This is a genomic window from Bradyrhizobium arachidis (genome assembly GCF_024758505.1).
Lineage (GTDB): Bacteria > Pseudomonadota > Alphaproteobacteria > Rhizobiales > Xanthobacteraceae > Bradyrhizobium > Bradyrhizobium manausense_C.
This window is the reverse complement of record NZ_CP077970.1, coordinates 807,793-824,330: the sequence shown is the minus strand read 5'-3', so window position 1 is coordinate 824,330 and position 16,538 is coordinate 807,793. Positions and strand designations below refer to the sequence as shown.

17 protein-coding genes are annotated in these 16,538 nt (G+C 64.3%); 5 read left to right on the top strand and 12 right to left on the bottom strand.

Translation table 11 applies throughout. From position 1 onward, the window contains the following. Positions 1 to 221: 221 nt before the first annotated feature. The 6 genes from phoB to pstS all read right to left on the bottom strand — a co-directional run bounded on the left by phoB (position 222) and on the right by pstS (position 5,542). A complete protein-coding gene (phoB, locus tag KUF59_RS03825) occupies positions 222 to 929 on the bottom strand; it encodes a phosphate regulon transcriptional regulator PhoB (protein WP_035703370.1) in 708 nt (235 codons plus the stop codon). Positions 930 to 943: 14 nt separating this feature from the next. Further along, entirely contained in the window at positions 944 to 1,660 is a 717-nt protein-coding gene (gene phoU, locus KUF59_RS03820) for a phosphate signaling complex protein PhoU (RefSeq protein WP_212460602.1), read from the bottom strand. A gap of 11 nt (positions 1,661 to 1,671) precedes the next feature. Further along, positions 1,672 to 2,496, bottom strand: a complete 825-nt coding sequence (gene pstB, locus KUF59_RS03815) for a phosphate ABC transporter ATP-binding protein PstB (protein WP_212460603.1) — start codon at positions 2,494 to 2,496, stop codon at positions 1,672 to 1,674. Then, the gene (gene pstA / locus KUF59_RS03810; protein WP_212460604.1) at positions 2,493 to 3,338 is read right to left on the bottom strand and encodes a phosphate ABC transporter permease PstA; all 846 of its coding nucleotides are present in this window, start codon (positions 3,336 to 3,338) and stop codon (positions 2,493 to 2,495) included. Before pstA ends, pstB begins: the two co-directional genes overlap by 4 nt. A 4-nt stretch (positions 3,339 to 3,342) precedes the next feature. Continuing rightward, positions 3,343 to 4,332: a phosphate ABC transporter permease subunit PstC gene (gene pstC / locus KUF59_RS03805; RefSeq protein ID WP_212460770.1), complete on the bottom strand. Its 990-nt coding sequence runs from the start codon at positions 4,330 to 4,332 to the stop codon at positions 3,343 to 3,345. Between the two features lie 199 nt (positions 4,333 to 4,531). Further along, complete coding sequence (pstS, locus tag KUF59_RS03800; protein WP_212460605.1) at positions 4,532 to 5,542, bottom strand: phosphate ABC transporter substrate-binding protein PstS; 1,011 nt, start codon at positions 5,540 to 5,542, stop codon at positions 4,532 to 4,534. A gap of 293 nt (positions 5,543 to 5,835) precedes the next feature. Here pstS and KUF59_RS03795 point away from each other — a divergent pair, with 293 nt between their 5' ends. Genes KUF59_RS03795 through KUF59_RS03785 form a run of 3 tightly spaced genes read left to right on the top strand, consistent with a single transcriptional unit; the run spans position 5,836 to position 7,980 of the window. Then, on the top strand, positions 5,836 to 6,162 hold the full coding sequence (locus KUF59_RS03795; RefSeq protein ID WP_212460606.1) for an ArsR/SmtB family transcription factor: 327 nt from the start codon (positions 5,836 to 5,838) through the stop codon (positions 6,160 to 6,162). Beyond that, positions 6,152 to 7,447, top strand: a complete 1,296-nt coding sequence (locus tag KUF59_RS03790) for an MFS transporter (protein WP_212460607.1) — start codon at positions 6,152 to 6,154, stop codon at positions 7,445 to 7,447. Before KUF59_RS03795 ends, KUF59_RS03790 begins: the two co-directional genes overlap by 11 nt. Then, positions 7,444 to 7,980, top strand: coding sequence for a DUF2306 domain-containing protein (locus KUF59_RS03785; RefSeq protein WP_212460608.1), 537 nt, complete (start codon positions 7,444 to 7,446; stop codon positions 7,978 to 7,980). The genes KUF59_RS03790 and KUF59_RS03785 overlap by 4 nt, the downstream gene beginning before the upstream one ends. 45 nt (positions 7,981 to 8,025) lie before the next feature. Here KUF59_RS03785 and KUF59_RS03780 read toward each other — a convergent pair whose 3' ends face one another. The 5 genes from KUF59_RS03780 to KUF59_RS03760 form a co-directional block, all read right to left on the bottom strand. After that, on the bottom strand, positions 8,026 to 8,235 hold the full coding sequence (locus KUF59_RS03780; RefSeq protein ID WP_249140578.1) for a GDCCVxC domain-containing (seleno)protein: 210 nt from the start codon (positions 8,233 to 8,235) through the stop codon (positions 8,026 to 8,028). Positions 8,236 to 8,242: 7 nt separating this feature from the next. After that, complete coding sequence (locus KUF59_RS03775; RefSeq protein WP_212460609.1) at positions 8,243 to 9,541, bottom strand: sensor histidine kinase; 1,299 nt, start codon at positions 9,539 to 9,541, stop codon at positions 8,243 to 8,245. 33 nt (positions 9,542 to 9,574) lie between these two features. Beyond that, complete coding sequence (locus tag KUF59_RS03770; RefSeq protein ID WP_258768228.1) at positions 9,575 to 10,630, bottom strand: putative bifunctional lysylphosphatidylglycerol flippase/synthetase; 1,056 nt, start codon at positions 10,628 to 10,630, stop codon at positions 9,575 to 9,577. Between the two features lie 453 nt (positions 10,631 to 11,083). Continuing rightward, entirely contained in the window at positions 11,084 to 11,380 is a 297-nt protein-coding gene (locus tag KUF59_RS03765; protein WP_212460771.1) for a hypothetical protein, read from the bottom strand. Positions 11,381 to 11,384: 4 nt separating this feature from the next. Beyond that, positions 11,385 to 12,779, bottom strand: a complete 1,395-nt coding sequence (locus tag KUF59_RS03760) for an OmpA family protein (RefSeq protein WP_258768227.1) — start codon at positions 12,777 to 12,779, stop codon at positions 11,385 to 11,387. Between the two features lie 165 nt (positions 12,780 to 12,944). On the opposite strand from KUF59_RS03760, the gene KUF59_RS03755 reads away from it, so the two are divergent. Further along, positions 12,945 to 14,003, top strand: coding sequence for a polysaccharide deacetylase family protein (locus KUF59_RS03755; RefSeq protein ID WP_212460612.1), 1,059 nt, complete (start codon positions 12,945 to 12,947; stop codon positions 14,001 to 14,003). A gap of 97 nt (positions 14,004 to 14,100) precedes the next feature. Then, entirely contained in the window at positions 14,101 to 14,901 is an 801-nt protein-coding gene (locus KUF59_RS03750) for an SDR family oxidoreductase (protein WP_212460613.1), read from the top strand. A gap of 184 nt (positions 14,902 to 15,085) precedes the next feature. On the opposite strand, the gene boxB is transcribed toward KUF59_RS03750, so the two are convergent. Further along, the gene (gene boxB / locus KUF59_RS03745) at positions 15,086 to 16,537 is read right to left on the bottom strand and encodes a benzoyl-CoA 2,3-epoxidase subunit BoxB (RefSeq protein WP_212460614.1); all 1,452 of its coding nucleotides are present in this window, start codon (positions 16,535 to 16,537) and stop codon (positions 15,086 to 15,088) included. Between the last annotated feature and the right edge of the window lies 1 nt (position 16,538).

The window sequence follows — 16,538 nt, the reverse complement described above, 5'->3', positions numbered from 1 at the left end:
ACTCGATGTCGTCCCGGACAAGCGCGCCTCAAGCGCGCGCAGATCCGGGACCCATAGCCACCGCCTGATGTGGTTACGGGGACTCGGGGTTACCGCCTTCGCGCAACAATCACTTCCTGTGGTTATGGGTCCCGGATCGGCGCTTCGCTCAAGCAACGCTGCGCGTTGCCTGAGCTGCGCTTGTCCGGGACGACGACTGTATTTGCTGGCGCAGCTTAGCCTTACGTCTGCTCAGCCTTGGCAAAGCGATCGTCCAGCGCGTAGCCGGCACCGCGCACGGTGCGGATCGGATCCTGCTCGCGGCCGAGATTGAGCAGCTTGCGCAGGCGGCCGATATGGACGTCGACGGTGCGCTCGTCGATATAGATGTCGCGGCCCCAGACGCTGTCGAGCAGCTGCTCGCGCGAGAACACCCGCCCCGGATGCTCCAGGAAGAACTCCAGCAGGCGATATTCGGTCGGACCGAGATCGATCGGACGGCCCGAGCGCGCGACGCGGCGCTTGTCGCGATCGAGCTCGATGTCGCCATAGGCGAGCACGGTGGCAAGCCGCTCGGGGCTCGCGCGGCGCAACAGGCCTTTCACGCGGGCCAACAACTCGGGCACCGAGAACGGCTTGACGATGTAATCGTCGGCGCCGGTCGCAAGACCCCGCACCCGCTCGCTCTCCTCGCCGCGGGCGGTGAGCATGATGATCGGCAGTTGCTTGGTCTCGGACCGGGTGCGAAGCCGCCGGCACAGTTCGATGCCGGATAGCCCCGGCAGCATCCAGTCGAGCACGATCAGATCGGGAATGTGCTCCTTGAGACGGGTGTCGGCGTCGTCGCCGCGCATCACCGTCTCGACGTCATAGCCATCGCCTTCGAGGTTGTAGCGGAGAAGCTCGGTCAGCGCTTCCTCGTCCTCAACCACCATAATGCGTGCGCCCATGGGGTCGTCGCTCCTTAATTGTTCGGCACGGTCGTGGCGAAGGTCGTCATGTCGCCCTTCGGACGCTTGTCCGCGATGGCCTGGCCTTCGATCATGTAGAAGACGGTCTCGGCGATGTTGGTCGCGTGGTCGCCGATCCGCTCGATGTTCTTGGCGCAGAACATCAGGTGGATGCAGAACGAGATGTTGCGCGGATCCTCCATCATGTAGGTGAGGAGCTCGCGGAACAGCGAGGTGCAGATCGCGTCGACCTCCTCGTCGCCTTTCCACACCGCCATCGCCGCCGGCAGATCATGCGCGGCATAGGCGTCCAGCACCGACTTGACCTGCTGCTGCACCAGGTCGGTCATGTGTTCCAGCCCGCGGAACAGCTTTAGCGGATGGAAGTCGGTTTCCAGCGCGGCCACGCGCTTGCCCATGTTCTTGGCGAGATCGCCGATGCGCTCGAGGTCGGTCGCAACGCGCATGGCGCCGACGATCTCGCGCAGATCCACCGCCATCGGCTGGCGGCGGGCGATGGTGAGCACGGAGCGCTCCTCGATGCGCTTCTGGAGCGCATCGATCTCGGTGTCGGAAGCCACCACGCGCTGGCCGAGCGCGACGTCGCGGCGGATCAGCGCGTCGACGGAATCGACGATCATGCGCTCGGCGAGGCCGCCCATTTCCGACACCAGCCGGGTGAGCTCCTGGAGGTCGGTGTCGAAGGCTTTTGCGGTATGTTCAGAACCCATGTCGTGTCTCCTCAACCGAAGCGGCCGGTGATGTAGTCCTGGGTGCGCCGGTCGCTCGGCGACGTGAATATCTTGCTGGTGTCGTCGAACTCGATCAGCTCGCCGAGATACATGAAGGCGGTCTTGTCGGAGACGCGGGCCGCCTGCTGCATGTTGTGGGTGACGATCGCGATAGTGTAGTTCTCGGACAGCTCCTGGATCAGCTCTTCCACCTTGGCGGTCGAGATCGGGTCGAGCGCCGAGCACGGCTCGTCGAACAGGATCACTTCGGGCCGCACCGCCACGGTGCGCGCGATGCAGAGGCGCTGCTGCTGGCCGCCGGAGAGCGAGAGGCCCGAGGCGTTGAGCTTGTCCTTGACCTCGTTCCACAGCGCACCGCCGCGCAGCGCCTTCTCGACGCGGTCGTCCATCTCGGACTTCGAGATCTTCTCATAGAGGCGGATGCCGAAGGCGATGTTCTCGTAGATCGTCATCGGGAACGGCGTCGGCTTCTGGAACACCATGCCGACCCGCGCCCGCAGCAGATTGAGGTCGAGCTTGGGGTCGAGGATGTTGGTCTGGTCGAGCATCAACTGGCCGGTGGCGCGCTGGCCCGGATAGAGATCGTACATCCGGTTGAAGATGCGCAGCAGGGTGGACTTGCCGCAGCCCGACGGGCCGATAAACGCCGTGACGCGGTTGGTGCCGAGCGACAGGTTGATGTTCTTCAGCGCGTGGTGCTCGCCGTAATAGAAGTTGAGGTTGCGCGCCGTCACCTTGGCCGGGGCTTCGGGCAGAGATTGCGACGCCAGATGGCCGGCAGCGGCGGAACTCACGGAAACGGAAAGCTCGGTCATTTTGCAGTCCTCTCGGCGCCAAGAATGCGCGCGCCAATGTTCAGGGCAAGCACGGTCAGTGTGATCAGAAGCGCCCCGCTCCAGGCCAGTTGCTTCCAGTACTCGTAGGGGCTCTGCACGAAATTGTTGATGGTCACCGGCAGGTTCGCCATCGTCTTGTTCAGGCTCAGGCTGAAGAACTGGTTCGACAGCGCGGTGAAGAGCAGCGGCGCGGTTTCACCGGCGACGCGGGCGGTCGCGAGCAGCACGCCGGTGATGAGGCCGGAGCGCGCGGCGCGATAGGCGATCCGCTTGATCACGAGCGAACGCGGCAGGCCGAGCGCGGAGGCCGCTTCGCGCAGCGGGTTCGGCACCAGCAGCAGCATGTCCTCCGTCGTGCGCACCACGACCGGGATCACGATGACGGCCAGCGCGAGCGCGCCCGCGATCGCGGAGAAGCCCCGCATCGGCACCACCACCGCGCCATAGATGAACAGGCCGATGATGATCGAGGGCGCCGAGAGCAGGATGTCGTTGATGAAGCGGATTACCGAGGTCAGCTTGTCGTTGCGGCCGTACTCGGCGAGATAGGTGCCGGCGAACAGGCCGAGCGGCGCGCCGACGCCGACGCCGATCACGGTCATGATGATCGAGCCGATGATCGCGTTGCGCAGGCCGCCCTCGTTCGAGCCTGGAGGCGGAGTGTCCGCGACGAAGACCTGGAGATTGAGGCCGGCAAGGCCGTTGTAGAGCAGCGTGAACAGGATCAGCGCGAGCCAGGTGACGCCGAAGGCGGCGGCGCCGAAGCAGAGCGCGCGGATCACGATGTCCTTGCGGCGACGGCGTGAATAGATCGGGTTCATGGCGTTACTTCCCCGCCTTCTTTTCGAGCCGCAGCAGCATCAGCCGGGCGGCCGCGAGCACGAAGAACGTCAGGACGAACAGCAAGAGGCCGAGCAGGATCAGGCCGGACTGGTGCAGGCCGTCGCTTTCGGCGAACTCGCTCGCGATCGCCGCCGAGATGGTGGTGCCCGGCGCGAAGATCGACGACTGGATACGGAAGGAGTTGCCGATGATGAAGGTCACCGCCATGGTCTCGCCGAGCGCGCGCCCGAGCGCCAACATGACGCCGCCGATGATACCGACCCGCGTGTAGGGGATCACCACGCTGCGCACGACTTCCCAGGTGGTGCAGCCGACGCCGTAGGCGGCTTCCTTCAGCACCGGCGGGACGGTCTTGAACACGTCGACCGAGATCGAGGTGATGAAGGGCAGCACCATGATCGCGAGGATGAGGGCCGCGTTGAACAGGCTGAGATAGGACGGCGGGCCGGCGAAGATCGCGCCCAGCACGGGAACGCCATCGAAAACCTTGATCATGAAGGGCTGGAAGGTATTGGCCAGGAACGGCCCCAGCACGAAGAAGCCCCACATGCCGTAGATGATCGAGGGAATGCCGGCGAGCAGCTCGACGGCCATGCCGATCGGGCGGCGCGCCCATTGCGGGCAGAGTTCAGTGAGGAAGATCGCAATGCCAAGACCGACCGGAATGGCGATCAGCATCGCGATGAAGGACGTGACCAGCGTGCCGTACATCGGCCCGAGCGCGCCGAGGACCGGCGGATCGGCCGACGGCGCCCAGCGCTGCGTCCACAGGAAGGACAGGCCGTATTCCCTGATCGCCGGGAAGGCACCGACGATCAACGACAGGATGATGCCGCCGAGGATCAGCAGCACGGAGATCGCGCTCAGCCGCGTGATCCAGTAGAAGGTGACGTCGCCGAGCTTGAAGGCGCTCAACGCCTTGGCGCGATCATACGGTCCGGCGTCATCAATCACGTCGCTCTGAACGGCCATTTCTGCCACGCCGATCCCCTCTGGTACTTTACATCATCTGCACGCCGCCGATGAGGGCGGTCTTGTCGACGATTTGACCCGCATCGTTCGGGAGCGCCCCCAGGCGCAGGCCGGAACCCGTAAGTCGAGACGTTACGGATTCCGTATCTGGCGAAGATGCTCGCGCCCTGGCTCACCGGGGCGCGAGCCCTAGACATGCTCAGCTCTTGATCTCGGCAGCCCAGGTCTTCTCGATCTGCTGCACGACGCTGTCGGGCATCGGGATGTAGTCGAGATCCTCGGCCATCTTGTCGCCGTTCTTGAACGCCCAGCGGAAGAACTTGATGGCTTCCTGGGAGGCTGCCTTGTCGGTCGCATCCTTGTGCATCAGGATGAAGGTCGCGGCCGTGATCGGCCAGGACTTCTCGCCGGGCTGGTCGGTCAGGATCACGTAGTAGCCGGGGGCCTTGGACCAGTCGGCGTTGGACGCGGCCGCCTGGAACGCCTCGACCGTCGGCTGCACCGGCTTGCCGGCCTTGTTGACGAGACCCGCGTAGGTCAGCTTGTTCTGCTTGGCGTAGGCATATTCGACATAGCCGATCGAGTTCTTGGTCTGGCTGATGTTGCCGGAGACGCCTTCATTGCCCTTGGCGCCGACGCCGACCGGCCACTCGACGGCCGTACCCTCGCCGACCTTGCTCTTCCAGTCCGCGCTGGCCTTGGAGAGATAGTTGGTGAAGTTGAAGGTGGTACCCGAACCGTCGGAGCGGCGCACGACCGTGATCGCCTCGGAGGGCAGCTTCACGTTCGGATTGAGCTTCTTGATCGCGGCGTCGTCCCACTTGGTGATCTTGCCGAGATAGACGCCGGCGAGCGTCTCGCCGTCGAACACCAGCTCGCCCGGCTTCACGCCCTCGAGGTTGACCACGGGAACGATGGCGCCCATGACCATCGGCCACTGCGCGAGGCCGTCCTTGTCGAGTTGCTCGGCCTTGAGCGGCGCGTCGGTTGCACCGAAGGTGACGGTCTTGGCCTGGATCTGCTTGATGCCGCCGCCCGAACCAATCGACTGGTAGTTCAGACCGTTGCCGGTCTCCTTCTTGTAGGCGTCAGCCCACTTCGAATAGATCGGGAACGGGAAGGTGGCGCCCGCACCGGTGATGTCGGCAGCGAAGGCCGACGTCGATGCGGCCACCAGGCCAGCAGCGACGACAGTTTTGATGAAATTCATGCTGGTCTCCATACAGGGAGCGAAGCGCCACTAGCGCCCGATCGCGCTCCCGCGCCGCCCCTTTAGGAGCGGTCGATAGTGCTTTTACGAAGGTTTCGTGACGGCTGGATGACAGAGTTAAGCCTTTGAAATCGTTTTAATTTAATGTTCAGCCAGAGTCCTGCTCTGGGGAAAACGAGCCGCTTAAGGGGGCCGCACGCGAGTGATCGACATCTCGCCTCGATGACGCGTTAAAATAACTATAAAACCGGTATTATGGTTGTGATTTCGGAGCCCAGGCGATAAGAAGAACCATGGACCGTGAGCTCGCCGCACGCTGCCTCGCCGAACTCGGCAACCTCACTCGCCTGGACATCTATCGCCTGCTCGTTCGCGCCGGTCCTCCTGGTCTCAACATCAGCGAGATACAAACCCGGCTCGATCTGGCGGCTTCGACTTTGGCTTTTCATCTGCGGGGCCTGGTCGGCGCCGGTCTCGTCGCGCAGGAAAAGATCGGGCGGCAGGTGATTTGCCGCGCGCAATACCATCAGATCGATTCAGTCATTGGCTTCTTGCGCGAGCATTGTTGCGAGGGGTTTGAAGACGACGTGCCGGCAGAGGCCGCGCGCCATGCGGGCTGAATTACCGCAGCCGGCTCGCTCAAAATTGCCGACCATTCACTACGGCTGGATCATATTGGGGGCCGGCACTTTCGGCTCCTTCATGACGCTGCCCGGCCAGACGGCGGGCGTCTCCGTCTTCTTCGATCCGATCACCAGCGAACTCGGCATCTCGCGCACCTCGGCCTCGATCGCCTATGCAGCCGGCACGCTCGCAGGAATCCTCCCGGCACCAGCGATCGGCCGCTGGATCGACCGGCTTGGACCGCGGCCGACCGCCACCATCATCGCCCTGGGACTTGCCTTGGCCTGCGCGTTCATGGCGTGCGTTCAGTCCGCGCTCACGCTGCTGATGGGCTTTGCCTTCCTGCGTGGCGCTGCCATCGGCGGCCTCAGTCTCGTCAGCCAGCAGGTCGTCAATCTGTGGTTTGTGCGACGGCGCGGAATTGCGGCAGCGGCCGCCAGTCTCGGGCTCGCGGCCGGATCAATGGTGTTTCCGCAAGGAAACGACTTTCTCATTTCGCAATTCGGTTGGAGAGGCGCCTATCTTGCGCTTGCCGGAAGCGTCGCACTGACCATTCTGCCGGTCGCCGCTCTTCTCTTCCGGGATCGCCCGGAAAAATTTGGTCTCAGCCCGGACGCCGGGCTCGCGCGGCCATCGAAAGAGCCGCAGCCTGAGCCGTCGTTTTCGCGACAACAGGCGCTTCGCACGGGCGCATTTTGGTTGCTGTGTGCGGCCGGCTTCCTGACCAATGCGGTGGGCACCGCGCTCCTGCTCAATCACTTCTCGATCATGCAGACCGCCGGAGTAGCCTATGTCGATGCGCTGACGCTGCTGGCGCTAACCGGCGGCGTTCAGGCCGTCGCCACGATCGGCACCGGGATTCTGGTGGATCGCTTTGAACCGCGACGCCTGGTTCCGCTGGCGATGGGCATGCTTGCACTTGCGTCCGTCCTACCCGCATTCGGTGGCAGCGTTGCCGTGAGCTGGCTCTATGCATTGAGCCTGGGCGGCGCATACGGCTCGCAGCAAGCGATCAACGCCGCCGGCTACGCGCAGTATTTTGGTCGCGACCATCTTGGCGCAATCAGAGGAACGTCGTTCGTGTTCGGTGTCGCGGGCGCGGCATTGGGGCCCCTTCCCTTCGCGGCAAGCATCGAATGGACGGGAAGCTACGCAGCGGTACTGGCGATCTGCTCCGGACTTTCCCTCGTCTGCGGAACGGCGGCTTTCGTCGTCAGTGGTCCGTCGGTGGCAGCAGATGCGATGATGGTCACGGCTCCAACGACCGAGCGAACGTCATGACGGGCGGCGAGACAACCATCGTCGCGGGCATCGAAATTCCCTCGACCGATCCTGTCTTTCTCACCGTCGTTTTCGCATTGCATATCCCGCTCGGGATTGCATGCGTTGGTGTTGGCGCACTCGCAATGTTGAGCGAGAAGCGTCGCGGCCGTCATTCGAGGCTTGGAACGATCTATTTCTGGTGTCTGCTGGCGCTATTCGCGTCTGCGACTTTCCTGTCGCTCATGCGCTGGGCCGACAACTATCACCTGTTCATGATTGGAGCGATGTCATTCGCCTCCGCTTGGGGCGGACGCGCAGCGCTCAGGCGGCGATGGAGAGACTGGATCAGGCTTCACATCACAGGAATGGGCCTGTCATATATCCTGATGCTTGTTGCCTTTTACGTCGATAACGGAAAGCAATTGCCGATCTGGAAGGAATTGCCGCATTTCACGTACTGGGCGATACCGCTCGCAGTCGGCATACCTCTCATTGTACGCGCGCTCCTCCGGCATCCGCTGGTGCGAGCACGCACAGAGTTTTCTCGTTAATTTGGTCAAATGCGCTCAGCCGCCCGATCTGCACCGGGTTCAGTCTCAACCGCCGCAAGCACCCTTGCCGTTCTCCTGAATTGGCGGGCAAGGCACGCTCCCGTAGGAACAGAACACGCAGCAATCGCCCGGCTGCGGCCTGAGCCGGATGCCGCAGCCGCCGCAGTCGTAAAAAAACTGGCAAGCGTCGACCGGCATGGTCTCTGTTGCCCGGTGTCCGCACTTCGGGCAGGTCAGGGTCGATTGAAGCTGCATCGCGTGTCTAATGCGCCACCGGCGCCTTCGCCTGGGGAAAACAGGCGGTGAACGTCGCGCCCTGTTTGGGCACGCTTTCGATCATGAGACGGCCGCGGTGACGGTTGAGAATATGTTTCACCAGCGATAATCCAAGGCCCGTCCCCCCCTGCGAGCGGCTGTCGCCGACGTCAACCCGGTAGAAGCGCTCGGTCAGCCGCGGCAGGTGCTCGGGCGCAATGCCCGGACCGAAGTCGCGCACCATGACCCGGAGTTCCGGCGTGCCGTCCGCCGCCGGAAGGGTGCCGAGCGAGACGATGACCCGGCCGCCCGAGGCGCCGTATTTCAGCGCGTTCTCGATCAGGTTCTCGAACAAACGGAGCAGCTCCTCGCGGTCGCCCGCGATCATCACTGGCGGCTCCGGCAGATCGGTCTCGACCTCGACCTGGCGTTCGCGCGCGAGCGGCTCGAGCCCGTCGGCGACCTGGCGGATGATCGGGATCAGATCGACCAGCGTGTCGGGCCGCACATGCGCCGACAATTCGACCCGCGACAGCGACAGCAGATCGTCGATCAGGCGCGCCATCCGGGTGGCCTGGTTGTGCATGATGCCGAGGAAGCGCTCGCGCGCCTTGGGATCGTCCTTGGCCTGCCCTTGCAGCGTGTCGATGAAGCCGGAGAGCGCGGCGAGCGGCGTGCGCAATTCGTGACTGGCATTGGCGACGAAGTCGGCGCGCATCTCCTCGACCCGGCGCAGCGGCGTCTGGTCGTGGAAGGTCATCAGCATGCACTTGTCGGTGCCGCCGAACAGCGTCGGCACCGCCACCGGCGTGATGATCAGCTCCATCCAGCGATCGACCGGCACATGATCGAGATAGTCCGCGCGGCGCTGCTCGGTGGTCGCGATCGCTTCGCGCAGCGCCGTGATGATCTCCGGCGAGCGCAGCGCGAATTGCGCGAGCTCGTTCTTGCGCAGCGCCGGCGCGAGCTGGGCGGCGGCGGCATTGAGGTGGATGACGCGGCCGGCGCGGTCGAGCAGCACCGCCGGATCCGGCATGCCGGAGACCACGGCGGCGACCGCCGCGCTCTCGACCGGATTGATGCGGCGGACGTCGTCGCGCGAGGCAGCGGCGTCGTGCAGCCGCCAGGGGATCAGCGCCGCGGCTGCGATGCAGAGGAAGACGGCGGCCGCCCGCACCACCGACAACTCCCCGAGCGAGACCACGACCGAGAGCGCGAGCGCCGCGACGATCAGGATGATCGCCGAGTGCCTGAGACGGTCGGACCATGGCTGGACCGAGGGAGAAGAATGGGCGTCTATCGCCATCGGGGCAGGCTTCTCCTCAGATGTGTCGGCCGATCAGGCGCCCTTGTCGCTGCGCTCTCGCGCATAGACGGCCTCGGGCGGAGGGCCGGGATCGAGCTTGAGCGCCGCCTGTTGCAGGCGCTTCGATCGGGCGCCGATGATAACCTCGCGAAACGTCAGCAAGATTACAGAGATGACAAAGGGCGAAAGATAATAAAGGACGCGGAACAGGAGCATCCCGCCGAGCAGCTCCTCGCGGTCCATTTGCCAGAGCCCGACCAGCATGGCGGCATCGAAGACGCCGAGCCCGCCGGGCGAGTGGCTGGCGAAGCCGAGCAGCGTCGCCGAGACGAAGATGACGGCGACGACGACGAAGCCCAGATTGGGCTCGTCCGGCACCAGCACATACATCGCGAGCGCACAGAAGCCGAGATCGACGATGCCGATCGCGATCTGGAGAAGGGTCAGCGGGCCGCCCGGGAGGACCACGGTCCAGGGCCCGCGGCCGACGACGCGCGGCTGGGTCCAGACCCAGACCACATAGGCCACCAGGCCGGCGATGATCATCAGCGCCAGCGTCCGGTTCAGCCAGGCCGGGAGCTGGTCGATGGAGGCCGCCGCCTCCGGATGATAGGCGATGCCGAGGCCGAGCACCGCGGCGTTGCCGAGCCAGAAGGTCAGGCCGGCGAGAAAGCAGATCTTTGCGACGTCGATCGCATTCAGGCCCCAGGCCGAGTAGATGCGGTAGCGCACGGCGCCGCCGGTGAAGACGCTGGCGCCGACATTGTGGCCGATCGAGTAGCTGGTGAAGGCCGCGAGCGCGTTGATGCGATAGGGCACGTGGGCGTGGCCGATCGCGCGGGTCGCAAACAGATCGTAGAATGTCAGGGTGAAATAGCCCGCCGTGACGAACAGGGCCGCCATCGCGATCTGGCTCGGCTCAGTACTCTTGATCGCCTCGACGACTTCGTTGAAGTCGATGCCGCGCAGCATGTGGTAGAGCACATAGCAGGCGATGCCGATGACCGTGACGCTGATCACCACTCCCAGCTTATGCAGGATTTGCTTCTGGCGCAGAAACGACGTCGCTCTGCGTATGGCTTCCAGCATCTAGACCTCGAACAACGCTTCAGCGGCCATGTTGGCCGGCGAACCAGCGAGCGGCGAACCCCTGCCGCCGGCACCGGCTCCGCGCATGCCCCCCGCCCCTCCACTAGCGCGTTTTGAGGCGGAGTGGAATTCGCCAATACGCACAAAAACGCGTTTCTTCAGTATTTTAGATGGGCTTCGGGGCGAAGAATGCACCGTTTGGCTCCCTTGCGTGCGGGGCTCGTACGAATCTGGGGCAATCCTGCGCACGGGCCGTGAAGTTTTGATGATTTCGGCGGCACAATGTTCCGTCCGGTCTTAAGCCGACCTCAATATTTGACATCTGCTGCGTCGCGCCAAGAGTGGCGCCGAGCGGCATTTTGGGCGTTGCGGTCGGAGCGTCCAGGCACGACCCGGGAGCGACACGGGGAGACCCGAGACGCTCGCGGAACGGCTCCCGCGGCGACGCGAACCTCAGCCGGCAGGCTGGCTGCGGGACACCACGATGTCGCGTAGCCATGCCCCGATGGTGCAGCCGACGAGGTAGCAGGCGAATATGATCAGGCCGAGATCGAGCCAATAGCCGAAACGGCCGGGGACCACGCGCGCCAGCGCCACGCCGACCAGGGCGGCCGCCACCACCGCCAGCCAGCGCGCGGTCACCTTGGAGGTGCCGTTGCCGCGCTGGACCACGGAAATCCAACCCATCGCCAGCCCCAGCAGCAGCGAACCGACCAGCCAGCCCCAATGAAACGACAAGAGATAGGGCATCATCTCACCTCACCAAAAATTCGATGCGGCGGTTTTGCGCCTTGCCTTCGTCGGTCTCGTTGCCCGCGACCGGCTGCGTGCTGCCATAGCCGATCGCCGCGAAACGATCGGCCGGCAGGCCCGCCTTCACGAGATAGTCGATCACCGCCTGCGCGCGCTTCTCGGACAGCGCCTGGTTGAAGCCTTCCTCGCCGTCCGCATCGGTATGGCCGGCGACCTCGATCCTGGTGTTGGGGCAGCGCAGCGCGGTCTCGATCAGGTGATCGAGCAATGCCGCGGAATCCGGATCGATATTGGCGCGTTTCGGCTCGAAGCGGATTCGTCCCTTGGTCAGCAATTCCGTGAAGAGCTGCTGGCACACGGTCCCGTCGACGGGCCCCGCGGCGGGCTTCACCGTGATTTCCGGCTTGTACTGCCAGTTCTTGGGAAAGTCCTTGCCGAGGCCGGCGCGGATGTCCGCGGCCGCCCCTTCGTAGAGCGCATCGCCCGACAGTTTTACCTCGCGATCGCTAACGACCAGCGTTCCCGTCGACAGCCGCGACAGCGCACCGAGCGCCGCGACCACCGAGCCGCCGAACGAGGCCGGCGCACCGATGCTGGACTTGAGATTGTCGACGACCTTCTCGCCGAAGAATTTTCGCGAGGCGGCCGCGGCGATGGCGGCGTGCACGTTGTTGTCGGGCACATAGCCGGTCAGCGTCACGGTTGCGGCGACCGGGTCCTTGTAGGCCTGGAAGACGTAGGGCGGCGCCTTGATCTCGTTTGTGGCGACCGAAAAACCTTCGGGCAGATTCTTCAGCGCAGCGGCGATGGCTTCACGGCCGCCGAGCTCGCGCGCCATGCCCGAGAGCGAGACCTTGGTATCCGAAATCGTGATCTTGCCGTCCTTGAGCTTGCCGATCTGGTCGAGCAGCAATATCGCGGCATTCTCGAAGCGCAGCGGTGCGCCGCGCGCCAGCCCCATCTGGTCGGCGACCTCGACCCCGGGCACCTCCTTGCGGGCCGCCTCCATCAGGCGCCCCTTCATCGCCGGCAGCGGCGCGCTGCCGGACAGCGTCACCCGGACCACGTCCCGCTCGGCGTTCCAGACAAAGGGTTTTGCCTCCTGGATCAGGCGGGTCTGATCGTCGACCAGGCGGACGCCCGGCACGTTCTCCACCGCAGCCACGGCATCCCGCCGGCCCTCCTCGGAGAAGGCCTGTGCGGCCAGGCTGACGTCGCGCCCGTCGACCGCGATCCTGGTCCTGTCGAGAACGGTATCCTTCAGCGCGGCGGCGCTGCGGGCGGCGAGGTCAGCCTCCACCGGCAAGGTATTATTCCAGGCCGCAAATCCCCACATGACGGCCAGGGGGATGAGCCCCGGCCACCATTTGCTGGCCCACCTGAAAAGCTTTTGCATTCGACGACCTGAACTCTGGAACCGGAGACAAAACAAACCCTTGGCGGGCTGTCAAACCGGAAATGCCGGCCCTGTGAAGGCCCAAACTGGGCAATTGGAATAACTTTTTCTTCAAGGGTCGTTCCGTAAGTTGGGGACGGAATGCCCGGGGGTCGGCCAGCCTTAATGAAATATCTGCGCAACAACGTCATTCGCGTCGGGCTGGAAGCACTTTACTTCAGCGGGGCGCACCACCTCCTGCGGCCTCTGCTGTCGGGCGTCGGCGCCATTTTCATGCTGCATCAGGTGCGCCCGCCCCGCGAGGCCGAGTTCCAGCCCAACCGCCATCTCGAGGTCGCCCCCGACTTCCTGCGCGCAACCCTCGACCATCTGCGGTCGCGCGACATCGACATCATCTCCATGGACGAGGTCCATGAGCGGCTGGTGCAGGGCAAGTTTGCCCGCCGCTTCGCCGCCTTCACGCTGGACGACGGCTATCGCGACAACCGCGATTTTGCACTGCCCGTGCTGCGCAAGTTTGACGCGCCGTGCACGATCTATGTCGCGAGCGACTTTGCGGAAGGCGTGGGACGCCTGTGGTGGATCGCGCTCGAGGCCGTCATCGCCAAGACCGATCTCGTCGAGGTGCAGATCGGCAATGCCGCGCTCCGTCTCGACGCGTCGACCGCGCAGGCCAAGCAGGCGGCATATGATCGCCTGCACGACTGGCTGCGGGCGCTGCCGGGCGAGCACGATCTGCAGCGCGAGATCGGCGCGCTCTGCGCCCGCTACGGCGTCGATATGCCCGCACTGTGCCGCGAGCTGTGCCTGTCCTGGGACGAGTTGAAGGCGCTCGTTGACGAACCGCTGCTCACGATCGGCGCGCACACCATCACCCATTGCAATCTCGCCAGGCAGCGCGAGGAGATCGCAGCGCAGGAAATGGCCGTGAGCAAGGTGCGGATCGAGGCCGCGCTCGGACGCCCCGTGCAGCACTTCGCCTATCCCTATGGCGATCGCGACGCCGCCGGCGAGCGCGAGTTCACACTGGCCGCCACCTCTGGCTTCAAGACCGCGGTGACCACGCGGCCCGGCATGCTGTTCGCCGAGAATGCCGACCATCCGACCGCTTTGCCGCGCGTCTCGCTCAACGGCAATTATCAGGACGCCCGCATCCTGCCGGTGTTGACCTCCGGCGCCGCCACCGCGATGTGGAACGGTTTTCGCCGGATCGCGGCGGCGTAAGCGTCACTCTCCGCTGTCGTCCTCACCTGCTCAGCGACGATGCAATTGACTCACCTCCCCGCCGCGCTCACAACGAGCGGCAACCAACGGAGGTGTCATGTTCACTGATTTGTTCTCACTCAAGGGCCGGATTGCGCTGGTGACCGGCGGATCGCGTGGCATCGGCAAGATGATCGCGGCGGGTTTTCTCGCGCAAGGCGCGGCGAAGGTCTACATCACCGCGCGCAAGGCCGGGCCGTGCGAGGCCACGGCGAACGAGCTTTCCGCACAATATGACGGCGAGTGCATTGCGCTCCCGATCGACATCTCGACCGTCGAAGGCTGCAACAAGCTCGCCTCCGAGATCATCAAGCTGGAGCCGAAGCTCGACATCCTCGTCAACAATGCGGGGGCGGCCTGGGGCGCGGAGTTCGACGAATTCCCCGAAAGCGGCTGGGACAAGGTGATGGACCTCAACGTCAAATCGCTGTTCTTCCTGACCAAGGCGCTGGCGAAACCGCTGCGCGCGGCGGCGTCGCGTGAGCGGCCCGCAAAAGTCATCAACATCGCCTCGGTTGACGGCATCTTCGTCAATCCGAGCGAAACCTATTCCTACGCCGCCAGCAAGGCCGCCGTGATCCATCTGACGCGCCGCATGGCGACGAAGCTGATCAAAGACAACATCAACGTCACAGCGATTGCGCCCGGCGCGTTCAAGTCCGACATGAACCGGGCCGCGCGCGACCACGCGGACGACGTCGCAAAGCGCATTCCGGCGCGGCGCATCGGAACCGACGAGGACATGGCAGGTGTGGCGATCTATCTCGCATCGCGTGCGGGCGACTATGTCGTCGGCAACACCATCGCCGTCGACGGCGGCGTGGTGTACGCGAATGCGGGGCTGGAGATCGCGGGGTAGGTAATCGCAGTTCGGCGCAGCAGCGCGTCACACTCAGCTGTCATGCCCCGCGAAGGCGGGGCATCCAGTACGCCGCGGCTCCTCAGTATTCGTCACTGTCTCTGCAATACTGGATCACCCGCCTTCGCGGGTGATGACAGTCTTCGATACGGCAGCGGCCGGTTCGCTTCAGCGATAGCGCCGCTTACGACTCGATCTTCACATACTCGAAATCGCCGGGCTTGTTGTCGATGCCGACCTTTGGCGGCGAGATCCAGGAGGCGAACTCGCCGATCTCGGTGACGGGCTTCATCAGCGAGGTGATGAAGTCGCCGTCGCTGGTCGAGGGCAGCCACTCGTCCCGACGCTTATTCCAGGTCGCGTCGTCGATCAGGATGCCGTCGGGCGTGGCGTGCACATCCTTGAACTCGCCGATGTGGCGATGGAAGGCAACGTTCGGCAGCGTCAGCTTGAAGTCATAGCCCGCGGTCGAGATCACCTTGTTCCAGCGCAGCATGCCCTTGACGCAATCCTGGCTGTAGTCGTCGCGCAGGCGCATGTTGAGCGCGGTCAGCGCCGGCTCGTCGACCAGCTTGATCTCGCCATTGATGAACTTGAGCACCGGATAGGTGGCGTTCTTGAGCTGGTGATCGTCCTCGATCTGCGTCTCGTGGTAGCGGCCCTTGATGCCGGCGTTGAAGGCATTGGCGGCGTTGGTCGAGACTTCCGAGCCAAACAAGTCCAGCGACAGCGTGTAGTGCAGGTTCAGCTTCTTCTGGATGGTCGGCAGGTCGATGACGCCGAGCGCGCGGACTTTGGCGATGTCGGTCGGATCGGTGATGCCGGCCGCCTTCATCGCATCGCAGGTGCGCTGCACGACGCGGGTGATGCCGGTCTCGCCGACGAACATGTGATGCGCTTCTTCCGTCAGCATGAAGCGGCAGGTGCGCGACAGCGGATCGAAGCCTGACTGCGCGAGGCTGTGGAGCTGCATCTTGCCGTCGCGGTCGGTGAAGTAGGTGAACATGAAGAAGGACAGCCAGTCCGGCGTCGCCTCGTTGAAGGCGCCGAGCATGCGCGGCGCGTCGGCGTCGCCCGAGCGGCGGCGGAGCAAATCGTCGGCCTCTTCACGGCCGTCGCGGCCAAAATATTTCTGGAGCAGATAGACCATCGCCCAGAGATGGCGGCCTTCCTCGACATTGACCTGGAACAAATTGCGCATGTCGTAGAGCGAGGGCGCAGTCTTGCCGAGATGGCGCTGCTGCTCGACCGAGGCCGGCTCGGTGTCGCCCTGGATCACGATCAGGCGGCGCAGCATGGCGCGATGCTCGCCGGGGACTTCCTGCCAGGCGGGCTCGCCATAATGCTCGCCGAACGGTACGACGCGGTTCTCCTCCTGCGGCGCAAGCAAAATGCCCCAGCGATAGTCGGGCATCCGCACGTAATCGAACTTGGCCCAGCCGCGCGGATCGACCGAATAGGCGGTACGCAAGTAAACGAGCGATTCCTGGAAGCCCTCGGGGCCCATGTCGCTCCACCAGTCCATGTAACCGGGATGCCAGCCTTCCAGCGCCTTGAGCACCTGGCGGTCTTCGGCGAGGTTCACGTTGTTGGGGATCTTGGTCGAGTAGTCGACGTTCATGATGTTCATGTTCATG